Source organism: Arthrobacter sp. J156, from assembly GCF_056172865.1.
Genome location: NZ_CM149650.1, coordinates 1663909 through 1677303, shown reverse-complemented (window position 1 = coordinate 1677303; position 13395 = coordinate 1663909). Strand labels below are relative to the sequence as shown.

The following is a 13395-nucleotide window of genomic DNA, read 5'->3' as shown; positions in this document are numbered from 1 at the left end:
TGGGGCACTGATTACGTCGAAGGCTTTTTTTTGGGGAAGAGGAACCGTGGCCGAGGAACGCCCGAGCCACCCGGGGGCACCGGGGCAGCCGATCAAGCTGAGCAGCCTCGCCCCTGAGTTCAAGGGCGGCCAGCACGAGATCTACGTGCGGCACCTTGAAGAAGCGGTCCTCGACAAGAGGAACCGCAACATCGCCCTCACCGGCCGCTACGGAGCCGGCAAGTCCAGCGTGCTGGATGCCTTTCAGGAGAAGCACCAGCAAACCACGGTCCGCATCAGCATCAACACGCTCGGCCCGGATAAGGACGACGAGGACCTGACCAACCGGATCCAGAAGGAACTGGTCAAGCAGCTCGTCTACCGGCTGAAACCAGGTAAGATCCGTCGATCCAGGTTTGCCAGGCCTAAACCCCTGACCAGGGGCAAGGCCTTCGTCCATGCCCTCTGTGCGAGCGTGGTCAGCCTAGGGCTTCTGTGGGTGCTTGGGGTGCGCTCCGGACCTGGCTGGCCGGACCCGGCCGCTGACCTGCCCGGGTATATCATCCGGGCAGGACTGCTGTTTGGCCTCGTGCTGGTGTCCCTGTGGGCAGTTCGCTGGATCATCGGCGACCGGATCGTCTCTGAAGTCACGACCGCCGGCACCAAGATCGCCCTGGGCGAAGGCCCGACTACCTACTTCGACAGCTTTCTCGACGAGATCGTTGCATTCTTTGACACCGTCAAGCCGAAGTATGCGATCTTCGAGGATCTGGACCGCTTCGAAGACCCGCAGATCTTCGACTCGCTCCGCGAACTGAACACCCTCATCAATGCTTCCGCGAACTGGCAGGCCAGCGACGAGCCTCTGCGGTTCATCTACGCCATCAAGGACAGCCTGTTCGAGCAGCTCGGCAAGGAGACGGAATCCAAGGACGGAGAGGAAAAGTCCAAGGACGGCGAGGCCAAAACCAGTGACAACCAGGACAGCCCCAAGGCCAGCGCGAAGCCTCGGCTCGACATCGCTACAGCTGCAGTCCGGCGTGCGAACCGGACCAAGTTTTTCGAAATCGTCGTTCCCATGGTGCCGTTCATATCGCACCGCAACGCCCGTGACCTCCTCGTCGGTGAGATGATGAAGCTCGGTTTCGCCGAAGACTTCGTGTCACGGCCGCTTCTCGATCTGGTCGCACGGCACACCACTGACATGCGCTTGATGAAAAACATCTGCAACGAGTTCGTGGTATTCGCCGAGCACCTGCTGTGGACGAAGAACCCCGCGCCCGGCATGACAGCAGACCATCTTTTCGCACTTGTCGCGTACAAAAACTTCCACCTCGCCGACTTCGAAGCCATCTCGCAGCGCACGAGCACGCTTGATGAGCTCGAACGGCTCCATCGCGACGAGGTCAGGGCTCTGATCGAGGGTCTGCAGGAGCAGCGACGCAAACGGATGAGGACCGAGGAGCAGCGCGAGCGGAAAGAGGCCATCGCGGTGGAGCTGGGGAACAGGCTCCGCCACATCAAGGACATGTTCCCTGCCCATAATCGCTGGCCCTATGCCTCGGTCACTGTTGGTGGCCAGAGCTATGCGTTCGATGCCGTCGATAAGGTGGAGTTCTGGGAAGACGTCGCCAAGACGAAATCATTCTCTATCGTCCAGCAACACAGCGGAACTACGGTGACACTCAATACCGAACGTATCAGCCGCGTCTTTCCTGAGGTCATGGCTTCGGAGCAGTGGCTCGATCCGGCCCCCACCGAGCTCGAGCGCCTGCTTCGTCAGTACGACCAGGACATCGCGATGCTGCGGGGTGCTGACTTTGATGGGTTGGCCCGGTACGAGCGCGTGCCGAAGGGACGGATGAGTTTCGACCGGCACATCACGGACGTGCTTGAGTCGGAGCTGGCGCGCGACCTCGTGCGGCGAGGCCTCATCACACGCAACTACGCCGAGTACTCCGCGATCTTCTACGGCAAATTCGTGGGGGTCGACGTGGCGTTCTTCTACAATCACAGTGTCCAGCCGAACGAGATGTACCTCGACTACGAGTTCACCTCCGAGAACGCGATCAGCAACTTGCTCGAGCAGGTACCGGCGGACTTCACGAGCACCGTGAGCGCGCTGAATGTCCAGGTGGCGTCATACCTCCTTGTGAAGAGGCCCGAGGACGCCAAGCGGTTGGTCGAGTACATCGCCACCCACGATAGCCGGGACGTCCAGGCGTTTCTCAATGCGTTCCTTAACACCCCCGACGTCCCGGGGGATCTTCTCATCCGGCAACTGACGTTGCATCCCTGGCGTGACGTGTTCGAGTACGTCGCAGGTCATCCCGGAATCCCGGATGAAGAGACGCGGGTGAGGCTGTTGGACGCAGTTCTCCTGAACGCGCTTGAGGTCGACGCCTATGACTTCGGCAGGTCTTCGCGGGCGCTGATTGAGTCTACCTATCCGCGGCTCACCGCCGTCCGTAAGAACCTGACGGCGTCTCAGACTGAGCGGGTCTTTGCGATACTCGAGGACCTTGGACTGTGCTTCGCTGACCTCGGCGATTTGAGTGACTTGCTCCGGGACCGCGTGGTGGCCGCGCACATGTACCGGATCACCGTGCCGAATCTGCAGTTGGCTCTTGGGATCGACGTCGCTCCGACGCTTGACGAGGTACGAAAGAAGCCGAGTGTGTGGGAGTTCTGCAGTAACCACATCGAGGACTACATCGTCGCGATGCAGGTTGGCGAGTCGCCGCAGCGGATCGTGCTCACGGAGTCCGCACTGGTCGAGGTCATCAACGAGCAGCACGAAGCATGGACGGCTGACCAGCTGCGCGACGTCATCTTCGGTAGCGCCGCTTCCGCCGCGATCGAGGATATCGAGGACGTCCCCCCGTCGACCTGGCCCAGGATCGTCGAAGCGGGTCTCATGAGTCCAACGGTCTCCAACGTGTGGGTTTACGTGCAGGCTCATGGGGTGGACGAACATCTGTCCGGTCTTCTGACCGCGGACGGGGCAGGTGCGGTCGAGCTGCGCGAGGTTGAGAAGGTCGCGGATGAGGACAGGGACGTCCTCGCGGTCCGCCTGCTGAACGCTTCGACGCATCTCACGGCGCAGGCCCGGGTCCAGCTCGTCAAGCAGTTGGATCTCGTGTCTGAGATCGAGCTGGCCAAGGTGACGCCGAGCCCCGACCAGCTCTTCGCCCGAGCGCTGGAGGAGAAAATCCTGCCAGATGACTACGAGACGTTCGCCCATTTCGCGAAGGGCGGTTGGAAAGCCGTCTCGGAGGCTTTCGCGGTGTCCGAGAAGGTCTTGGAGTTCATGGCACCAGCTCTCGTGGCGGGTTTCGTCGGCGAGTTCGTGGAGAGTCAGCGGACTCCCGATGCGCTGCGTCGGATCGTGGTCGAGTGCATCGGAGACTACGTGCCCGCTGACGACGCGAGAGCCCTTCGTGCTGCAGGACGTTACGCGAGCGCCAACCGGATCTGGTTACCCCTCGAGGAGGTCCGGCGCATCGCTCGTGTCACGCGGGCCCCGGAGGCAGTCTTGCCCCAACTGGTGCAGGCGAGAGACACCAGTCCAAGGGACCTGGCAGAGATCCTCGCATCGCTCGGCCAGCCATACGACATGCTTGTGGCAGGTCCCGGGACAGAGTTCGACCTGCCCAGAGGATCGTCGAACGAGACGCTGTTCGGGCGGCTTGAAGCCGGCGGGAGGATCGAGATCGTGCAAAAGATGATCGGGCGCGGACGAAAGGTCCGGAACCTTGTGTGACACCTCGCCGAAGAGAACCGCCGCGGGCCGTTCTCTTCGGCGAGACCTCTCTCGGACAGAGATATATGAATTTGAAAGTAGAAAGAGTGAGCTGTGGCGCTGAAGAAATCTGATCTGTATTCCTCACTGTGGAGCAGCGCCGACGAACTGCGCGGGTCAATGGATGCCAGCCAGTACAAGGATTACGTGCTCACCCTGCTGTTCGTGAAGTACGTTTCGGACAAGGCAAAGGCCGACAAGTCGGCCCTCATCTACGTCCCCGACGACGGCTCCTTCGACTACCTGATCTCGCTCAAAGGCAAGCCCGACGTCGGGGAAAAGGTCAACATCGCGATCAGGCGTCTCGCCGAGGAGAACGACCTGCTGGGTGTCATCAACAACGCAAACTTCGACGACCCTGCCAAGCTGGGCTCCGGCAAAGAGTTGCAGGACAAGGTCTCGAACCTGATCGGCATCTTCCAGGACATGGACTTCACCGGCTCCAAAGCCGAGGGCGACGACCTCCTGGGTGACGCCTACGAGTACCTTATGCGGCACTTCGCCACCCAGTCAGGTAAGAGCAAGGGCCAGTTCTATACCCCAGCCGAAGTCTCCCGCGTGATGGCACAGTTGCTCGAGATCCCGGCAGATACTCCGAAGTCCACTACCGTGTACGACCCGACCTGCGGCTCCGGATCACTGCTGATCAAGGTCGCCGACGCCGCACCGAACGGGCTGACCATCTACGGCCAGGAGAACGACAACGCCACTTGGGCGCTCGCGCGGATGAACATGATCCTGCACGGCAACGAGACCCACGACCTGCGCCAGGGCAACACGCTGGCCAGCCCGAAGTTTACTTACAACGGCAACCTCCAGACGTTTGACTATCTCGTGGCCAACCCGCCATTTTCGGTCAAAACCTGGCGCAATGGATTCGACTTCTCCTTTGGTCGTTTCGATGGCTTCGACACGCCACCTGACAAGAATGGCGACTACGCGTTCCTCCTGCACATGGTCAAGTCGTTGCGGCCACGAGGCAAGGGCGCCGTCGTCCTCCCGCACGGTGTGCTGTTCCGTGGGAACTCAGAGGCGAGGATCCGCACCGAGCTCATCAAGCGTGGCTACATCAAGGCGATCATCGGTCTGCCCGCGAACCTCTTCTACGGCACCGGCATCCCTGCCTGCCTGATCGTGCTCGACAAGGAAGACGCCCAGGCACGCACCGGCATCTTCATGATCGATGCGAGCAAGGGCTTCGCCAAGGACGGCCCGAAGAACCGACTGCGTCCGCGTGACATGCACAAGATTGTCGACGCCTACACCAGCGGCAAAGAAATCTCCCGCTACTCCCGAATGGTGCCGATCAGCGAGATCGCGGATCCGAAGAACGACTACAACCTCAACATCCCGCGCTACATCGACTCCGCCGAACCTGAAGACATCCAGGACCTCCGTGCCCACATGCACGGCGGCATCCCGAACCGTGACCTCGACGCACTCCAGCCCTACTGGGATGCGTTTCCGAGCCTCCGCAGCGAACTCTTCGGGCCGCTGCGTGACAGCTACTCGGAGTTGAATGTCGAGCCGGGCGAGATCGGGCCGCTAGTCACCTGCTCCGTTGAGTACAAAGCTTTCGATCACGACACCGCGAATACGGCGAGGCAGTGGTGGGTGAACAAGCGCGATCTGCTCGAAAAGATCGAACCGGACACCAAACCCGCTGACCTTATCCACGACATCTCCGAGGCACTTTTGGATGCGTTTCGGTCACGACCGCTGATCGACGAGTATGGCGTCTACGAGCAGTTGATGAGCTACTGGAACCACGTCATGCACGACGACTTGTCGCTGATCGTCAGTGAAGGGTGGACCCAGGCCGTGCAGCCGCGTGCCGCACGTACTTGGAAGGACAAGAACAACAAGCCCAAGTACGAAGACGCCCAAATCATCTTCGGCACCGGTGCGAAGGCGCAGCGCTGGGTCATGGACCTCCTGCCGCCAGAGCATGTGATTGCCCGCTACTTCGCTGCCGAGCAGGCCGAACTGGACCGCCTCACCGAGGCACGCGACGCCGCCACCCTTGCGGTTGCTGACTACATCGAGGAGAACACCGTCGAAGGCGGGCTGTTGTTCGATGCCGCAGACGACGAAGGTAAGCTCCCGAAGAAGGCTGCGGCCGACTATCTCAAGGAACTCAAGGGTTTAGGCGGAGACCCTGACGAGATCGAGGCGCTCACGAAAATCGGGGCACTGTATCGAGTCGAAGACAAGGCCAAGAACGCCGCCAAAGAGGCGTCAGTTGCGCTCAACGAGAAGGCCCTCGCCAAGTACAGGCTGCTCACCGACGCTGAGGTGCAAGACCTCGTCATCGAGGCCAAATGGGGCACGACCCTCCAGCAGCAGATCAATGGCGAGGTGACCGCACTCGGACAGATTCTGATCGCACGTCTTGAGGTGCTCGCTAACCGATACGAGAAGACGATCGATGCGCTGGATGCCTCCGTCGAACGCCTGAGTGCGAACGTCGTTTCGCACCTTGCGTCCATGGGGATCGAGGCATGACCGTGGTGCCCGGTGGCTGGACTACCCGGCGTCTTCTCGATCTGGTGGCAATACGTAGTGGCCAAGTTGATCCAAAGCAGCCGCAGTACCGTGACATGCCACTCATCGCGCCGGATCACATTGAAGTCGGGACCGGACGTCTCCTTGCGGTCCGTTCTGCGCATGAGCAGGGAGCAATCAGTGGGAAGTACGTCGTTGACCCTGGAGACGTGATTTACAGCAAGATTCGTCCGTATCTGATGAAGGCGCATCGCGCCCAATTTCCAGCGCTGTGCAGTGCGGACATGTACCCACTGAAGCCTCGCGATGGGGTTGACGGACGGTACGTCGTCAACGTGTTGCTTGATCGACGCTTCACCAACTTTGCAGTCGGTGAGTCGATGCGCAGCGGGATCCCCAAGGTCAACCGCGAAGCATTGGCTGGATATGAACTGCCCGTGCCGGCTCACTCTGAACAACGCGCGATTGGTGAAGTACTCAGCGATGCGGATGGCCTCATCATGGCGTTGGAAAAACTGATCGCGAAGAAGCGTGATGTAAAGCAGGGCATGACGCAGGAGCTCCTCACCGGCCGCACCCGCCTTCCCGGCTTCACTGGCGATTGGGATCCGGTCCGATTGCGAGATGTTGGGTCCACATATGGGGGTCTAATTGGCAAAGGCAAGGCTGACTTTGGGACCGGTTCAGCGCTGTTCGTGACCTTCGTGGAAGTCATATCGGGGCCGCGTCTTCGAGGCACTCACCTTGAAAGAGTTCGAGTGAGGAAGGGCGAGCGTCAAAATCGCATCGAACGCGGGGATATTATCTTCAATGGATCCTCCGAAACTCCTGACGAAGTAGCCTTGGCTGCGGCTGTTGACTTCGAAACTTCTGGCGATGTTTTTCTGAATAGCTTTTGCTTCGGGTTTCGGTTGAACCATCGACAACGAATCGACCCTATGTATCTGGCGCACTACTTCCGCTCGAGCGAGGGTCGCGCGGCGGTGTCTGCACTGGCGCAAGGTGCGACACGCTACAACATCGCGAAGTCGAAGCTCGTCGACCTTGCACCCGAACTTCCGCCGCTGGCTGAGCAGCATGCTATTGCTGATGTCTTGCAGCATGCAGATGCTGAGATTGAAGCTCTGGAGCGTCGGCTTGAGTCTGCGCGTGCTGTAAAGGTCGGGATGATGCAGGAGCTGTTGACGGGTCGGACCCGCCTGCCAGTGACGGAGGAAGCATGAGCGCGGTCGGTCAGAAAGAACGCGAGACACAACGGCGGGTCGTCGAGCTCTTCCAGGACAAGCTCGAGTACGCCTACGGCGGGAACCTTAAGGATCAGGACAACCGCAACGTCGATGAAGCCAAGCTCCGCGCTTACCTGCTCGGTCGTGGGTACGACGATGCTCTGGTCTCTCGAGCGATACATCAGCTCCTGACCGCTGCAGCGTTCGGCGGAGGCTCTTCGTTGTACGACCAGAACCGCAAGGTCTATGAGCTGCTCCGATACGGCGCGAAGGTCAAGACCGACGTCGACCAGACCACCCAGTCAGTACACCTGATCGACTGGACCAATCCGGCGATGAACGATTTCGTCGTGGCCGAAGAAGTCACGGTCAAGGGGGAGCACACGAAGCGACCCGACCTCGTGCTCTACGTCAACGGCATCGCGCTGGGTGTGATCGAGCTGAAGCGCTCAACGGTAAGCGTCGCCAGCGGCATCCGTCAGAACATCGGCAACCAGCGCCACGATTTCGTCCGCTCGTTCTTCACGACCATCCAGATGCTGTTCGCGGGCAACGATGTCGAGGGGCTGCATTACGGGGTGATCGAGACCCCGGAGAAGTACTGGCTGCGGTGGAAGGAGGAAGGCGAGAACGCCGACCTCGACCTCGCGATCACCCAGATGTGCTCCAAGGAGCGCTTCCTGGAGATCATCCACGACTTCATCGTCTACGATACGGGCGTCAAGAAGTCTCCGCGCCACAACCAGTATTTCGGCGTCCGGGCCGTGCAGGACCGGATCGCGAAGCGCGAAGGCGGCATCGTCTGGCACACCCAAGGGTCGGGCAAGAGCCTGACGATGGTGTGGCTGGCGAAATGGATCCTGGAGACCCAGCATGATGCCCGCGTCCTGGTGATCACCGACCGCACTGAGCTGGACGAGCAGATCGAGGGCGGCTTCTCCGGGGTCGGGGAGAAGATCGTCCGCACCCAGTCAGGCGCGGACTTGCTCGCGATGCTCAACACGTCCAACCCACGGCTCATGTGCTCCCTTGTGCACAAGTTCCGCGGCACCGATGACGGAGCTCGAGACAATGACGCCGAGGACTTCGCGAAGGAACTCAAGACCAAGGTCCCGGCCGGGTTCAGCGCCAAGGGCAACGTCTTTGTATTCGTCGACGAGGCTCACCGCACCCAGAGCGGCAAGATGCACCGCGTCATGAAGGACCTGCTGCCCGGGGCGATGTTCATCGGCTTCACTGGGACGCCGTTGCTGAAGAGTGACAAGAAGACCAGCATCGAGACCTTCGGGTCGTTCATCCACACCTACAAGTTCGACGAGGCCGTTCGCGACGGCGTCGTGCTCGACTTGAAGTACGAGGCCCGCAAGGTCGAGCAGGAGCTTCAGGGGGCTGCGGCGGTCGACAAGTGGTTTAACGCCAAGACCCGAAATCTTACCGACTTGTCGAAGGCGCGGTTGAAGAAGAAGTGGGGCACGATGCAGAAGGTCTTCTCCTCTGCACCCCGCTCGGCGCAGATCGTCCAAGACATCCTCATGGACATGGAGACCCAGCCGCGGTTGCTCAGCGGGCGGGGCAACGCCATGTTGGTGAGCGATTCGGTCTACCAGGCGTGCACGTTCTACGAGGCCTTCGTGAAGAGCGGCTTCAAGGGCAAGGTCGCGATCGTCACCAGCTACAAGCCCAACCCGACCGCGATCTCCAAGGAAGACGCGGGCGAGGGGGACACGGAGGAGCTCCGCAAGTACGAGATTTACCGGCAGATGCTTGCCGACCATTTCGGCGAGCACCCCGACAAGGCCATCGGCCGAGTTGAAGAGTTCGAGACTGACGTCAAGGAGAAGTTCATCAAGGAGCCCGGCCAGATGCGGCTCCTCATTGTGGTCGACAAACTCCTGACCGGCTTCGATGCGCCGAGCGCGACGTACCTGTACATCGACAAGAAGATGCGAGACCATGGCCTCTTCCAAGCGATCTGCCGCGTCAATCGTCTCGACGGCGATGACAAGACCTACGGGTACATCGTTGACTATCGTGACCTCTTCAAGTCACTCGACAAGACCGTCACCGACTACACCTCCGAGGCCTTCGGCGAGTACGAGACCGATGATGTCGACGGGCTGATCAGCGACCGCAATGAGCAAGACCGAAAGGATCTCGAGGAGGCTCTCGACGCCGTCCGTGCTTTGTGCGAGCCGGTCGTACCGCCCAAGGGCACGCTCGAGTACCAGCACTACTTTGTAGCGTCCACGCCCGGTGATGCCGGCCAGATCAAGGACAACGAACCCAAACGCGTCCTGCTCTACAAGTCTGTTGCTACCCTCGTGCGCGCCTTCGGAGCCGTCGCCAGCGACATGGAAGCCGTCGGCTACATGGCGGATGAGATCGCGTCGATCAAGGACGAGGTCGCTCACTACGCCGCCGTCAAGAGCGAGGTCGAGGCAGGAGCCGGTGAGAACATCGACATGAAGCAGTACGAGGCCGGGATGCGCCAACTGCTCGACACCTACATCAACGCCAAACCCGTTGAACAGGTCGCCGACTTGGAGAAGACCTTGGTCGAACTGATTGTTGAGCGCGGGCCGGACGCGGTCGACACGCTGCCAGCTGGAATCAAGGGCAGCAGCGCGGCCACCGCGGAGACGATCATCAACAACGTCCGCAAGACCATCGTGGACGAGCACGCGATGAATCCGCGCTACTACGACCATATGTCCGAACTCCTCGACGCACTCATCGAGAAGCAGAAGGAAGACGCCGAGGACTATGCGGACTACCTTCGCAAACTCATCGAGCTGACGAAGAAGGTCGGTACCCGAGAAGCAGCAGACGGCAAGACCTACCCGGGATGGGCGAGCACACCCGCGCGTCGGGCGATCGTGGACTTCACGTGGCGACCGGTCGATCTGGTCTTCGACTACGAGGCGTTGCATCATCGGATCCAGTCGAGCAAGGAACACGGATGGGCCGACGCCGGTGCCGGCAAGATGAAGGAACGCGCGCTCGCTCGTGAGCTGCGCCAGGAACTCCCCGGCATCGAAGAGGACTGCCTGGCGGAGTTCATCGAACTGTTGAAGAACAACGATGAGTACCGCTAGCGGCTACCTGACCGTCGCGGGACTTGGTGTCGATGTCGTCTACAAGGACATCAAGAACATGCACATCTCGGTCTACCCACCGGTGGGTCGTGTGCGGGTCGCTGCACCGCAGCGGACGACTGAGGATGCGATCCGGCTTGCGGTCGTGCAGCGGCTGTCGTGGATCAAGCGTCAGCAGGAGCAGCTTCGGAACGCTGATAGGCAGACAGAACGCAAGATGCTTTCGGGGGAGACCCACTACGTGTGGGGGCAGCGGTATCTCCTCGACGTCTCCAAGTCGAGCGGTGCGTACGGTGTCGAGACCAAGGGCAATACGCTCTGGGTCATCACCCCACCAGGAACCAACGCCGCCGGGCGGCTCGGGGCACTCGATCGTTGGTACCGGCGTGAGCTGAAGGCCGCCGTGCCCGCGCTGCTGGAGAAGTGGCAGCCGATCCTCGGGGTCGAGGCCGACAGGTTCGTTGTGCGCCGGATGAAGACCAAGTGGGGCACCTGCGTCACCACGTCACGGGCGATCTGGCTCAACCCCGAGTTGGCGAAGAAGGACCCGCGATGCCTGGAGTACATCGTCGTCCATGAACTCGCACACCTGCTCGAACGCGGACACGGTGAGAAGTTCGTGGCCTTGATGGACCAGGTCCTTCCCGACTGGCTAGCACGTCGAGACGAGCTGAACGAAGCGCCGCTCGGGCACGAGGAGTGGGGCGAAGACGAGCGGGCGTAAGGTGGCGAGGCAGCGGCACGGTCAGTGGCCCCCTGTCCTCCACGACGCAGCGCGCCTGCCGGCGCCGGCCCTTCGGGGGTCAGGACGGCGTTGCCATGGCATGCCGGGCGTACCTAACGCCCGTGGTCAAAACATCTAGACGGGTCCCCATTGGCCCTCTCGACGGTCAATTTGGCTCTGAGGACTAGATGAGGCCAGTTCCCTAGAAGGGAAATTCGGGAGGCGTGGTATGTACTCGGGCACCGCCGGCCTCTCCGGATGCACTTGTCAGGTCGAGAGGTTCCTCATCTTTCTGCCATTCCGTCCGCACCGCGATGATCAGTTCGCGATCCTTTGATCGCAGAACCTTCTTGAATGCCTTGGATCGTGCACCCGCGGTGCCGACAAATCCCCTGGAGACTAGCTGCGTGAATGCCGTTCGCCCGATGTACTTGGCATTGTTGTACGTGACACGAAATCCCTTCTTTGGACCAGATTTGAATGTGTCTTCTTCCATCGCAAGCCGCAACCAGTCAGCGGGGACGTGCATCCCTTTGAGGGTCTTGCCGTCGAGCACGCTTCCAGCATCGCCGCGAACAAACTTAAACCAGAACGGTGTTCCGAAAGCGCGCCAATCAGCAGCCGCCGCTGGTGAACCTTTTCCAATCGGCATCAGTTTGAGCTGCTTTTCGATCTCTCGTTTCCTCAGGTAGGCCCATTCCGGGCCGCCGGACGATTTCTGCGAGGTGACCTTCTCAAGCCGCTTGTACTGAATGAAGGTGAATGAATCGTGGATTTGGTCCCAGTAGAGAAGGTCGACCCCGAGCTCCAGCTCAATCGGCTTCTTGTTGACGGACATGATGATCAGCTTTTTCTGATCCCACTTATCCGTGAACACGGTGACGCTCGCGGCGCGCTGCTCGCCAACCAGCTTCCCATCGAAGCGCTGAAGGTCGAGCGGGAGGAGCTCCTCTTCGAGGTCCGATTCGTACCCCGCGTTTAGCAGCGTTTGGAGCAGTGTCTCGTTCTCGGTCTCTGCCGGCGGCACCACGAAGGCATCTGCTGGAAGTTCGATCTTCGCGAGCTGAGCAGCGAGTTGCACGGCGTCCTTCGCCTCCACCCGGGACTGTTCGACCTTCGACGGGAACGTACGCGGTTCGCCGAACACCTGCTCCAGCCAGATTGCGACAGAGGGATCGAGGCTATTGAGGTGGGCGATCAGAGCTGAGGCAATTCTGGGTTCGAGTTTTCGCGAATGGAAGTCGGCCGGAACGTCACCGAGTTCGACGGACTCATCTTGCGAAGGGTGGAGCGGGACAGGAGCAAGCAGGCGGTGAATAGGAGTGAGTGTCGCTCGCACCGTACCGCTTGCCACTCCCGCGATCCCGCGGACAGCCGCGAGGGCAATGATGGAGTCGCCCTCAACCAGACCCTCATCATCTAGATCATCGAAGGAGCCGTGGCCAGCCTGTACGGCTACGCAGATAGCTCCCACGGTCGGAGCGGCGTTCTTATCGAACGCCTCTGAGATGCGAGACGCGTACGTATGGCTGATCCGGTTCGCCCCCTTGGCGCGAAAGAGGTAGAGCGGCGCGGGCGGAGTCGCGTCGGTTGTATCGGGCATGGCTACATTCAAGCAGAGCACCAGGTATGTGCGTGGAATAGTTGCCCGGTGGAGTTTGTCTTGGTCGAACTGAAGCCCGGTCAGTCAGCGGACGTCCGTAAAGACGATCTCTCAGCGGCCATTTTGAGCCAGTTCAGCGCTGAAGTGGGGAGCGCCCTTGTCTCGAAAAACATCAGTACAGTCTTCTGGCATGCGCAAGAGCGAGCAGCTCAAGATGAGAGCCACGAAGCGTTCTTGAGTCCTTGAGCTCGGAATCCTTCGACGTGAGCTTCGCGCCGCTGAGGCACGGCGACGCCCCGGAGGTCCTTGCCGCGTTCGTGTCCAGTCCGGACATGGAGCGTCAGGGGAGTGTCGCGACGCCGGGCGACGCCGAGCGCTACGTGGCACACCTGCTCTCACGTGATCAGTCGCATCGGCCGTGGGTGGTCGTGGACCGGGGCAGCCTCGTTGGACTCGTGTGC

Annotated in this window: 7 protein-coding genes; 6 read left to right on the top strand and 1 reads right to left on the bottom strand. The window is 60.7% G+C overall.

The features are described from left to right. The first annotated feature begins 46 nt into the window (after positions 1-46). The 5 genes from AC0QR5_RS07650 (at position 47) to AC0QR5_RS07630 (ending at position 11331) form a co-directional block, all read left to right on the top strand. Positions 47-3742, top strand: a complete 3696-nt coding sequence (locus AC0QR5_RS07650) for a YobI family P-loop NTPase (protein WP_329860403.1) — start codon at positions 47-49, stop codon at positions 3740-3742. 93 nt (positions 3743-3835) lie between these two features. Further along, entirely contained in the window at positions 3836-6286 is a 2451-nt protein-coding gene (locus tag AC0QR5_RS07645) for a type I restriction-modification system subunit M (protein WP_329860402.1), read from the top strand. After that, positions 6283-7509 (top strand): restriction endonuclease subunit S, encoded by a 1227-nt coding sequence (locus AC0QR5_RS07640; protein WP_329860400.1) that lies wholly within the window; start codon positions 6283-6285, stop codon positions 7507-7509. The genes AC0QR5_RS07645 and AC0QR5_RS07640 overlap by 4 nt, the downstream gene beginning before the upstream one ends. After that, positions 7506-10607 (top strand): type I restriction endonuclease subunit R, encoded by a 3102-nt coding sequence (locus AC0QR5_RS07635; protein WP_329860399.1) that lies wholly within the window; start codon positions 7506-7508, stop codon positions 10605-10607. Before AC0QR5_RS07640 ends, AC0QR5_RS07635 begins: the two co-directional genes overlap by 4 nt. Next, positions 10594-11331, top strand: a complete 738-nt coding sequence (locus AC0QR5_RS07630) for a M48 family metallopeptidase (RefSeq protein ID WP_329860398.1) — start codon at positions 10594-10596, stop codon at positions 11329-11331. Before AC0QR5_RS07635 ends, AC0QR5_RS07630 begins: the two co-directional genes overlap by 14 nt. A gap of 202 nt (positions 11332-11533) precedes the next feature. Here the strand turns inward: AC0QR5_RS07630 and AC0QR5_RS07625 are convergent, their stop codons facing one another. Next, the gene (locus AC0QR5_RS07625) at positions 11534-12934 is read right to left on the bottom strand and encodes a hypothetical protein (protein WP_329860397.1); all 1401 of its coding nucleotides are present in this window, start codon (positions 12932-12934) and stop codon (positions 11534-11536) included. 48 nt (positions 12935-12982) lie between these two features. Between AC0QR5_RS07625 and AC0QR5_RS07620 the strand changes: the two genes are divergently transcribed. Next, positions 12983-13180, top strand: coding sequence for a hypothetical protein (locus AC0QR5_RS07620; protein WP_430633200.1), 198 nt, complete (start codon positions 12983-12985; stop codon positions 13178-13180). Positions 13181-13395: the final 215 nt, after the last annotated feature.

What these genes read in the sequence shown, in the direction of transcription:
- AC0QR5_RS07640 (WP_329860400.1), top strand. Translation starts at nt 6,283, where the DNA reads ATGACCGTGGTGCCCGGTGGCTGGACTACCCGGCGTCTTCTCGATCTG.
- AC0QR5_RS07635 (WP_329860399.1), top strand. Translation starts at nt 7,506, where the DNA reads ATGAGCGCGGTCGGTCAGAAAGAACGCGAGACACAACGGCGGGTCGTC.
- AC0QR5_RS07630 (WP_329860398.1), top strand. Translation starts at nt 10,594, where the DNA reads ATGAGTACCGCTAGCGGCTACCTGACCGTCGCGGGACTTGGTGTCGAT.
- AC0QR5_RS07625 (WP_329860397.1), bottom strand. Translation starts at nt 12,934, where the DNA reads ATGCCCGATACAACCGACGCGACTCCGCCCGCGCCGCTCTACCTCTTT.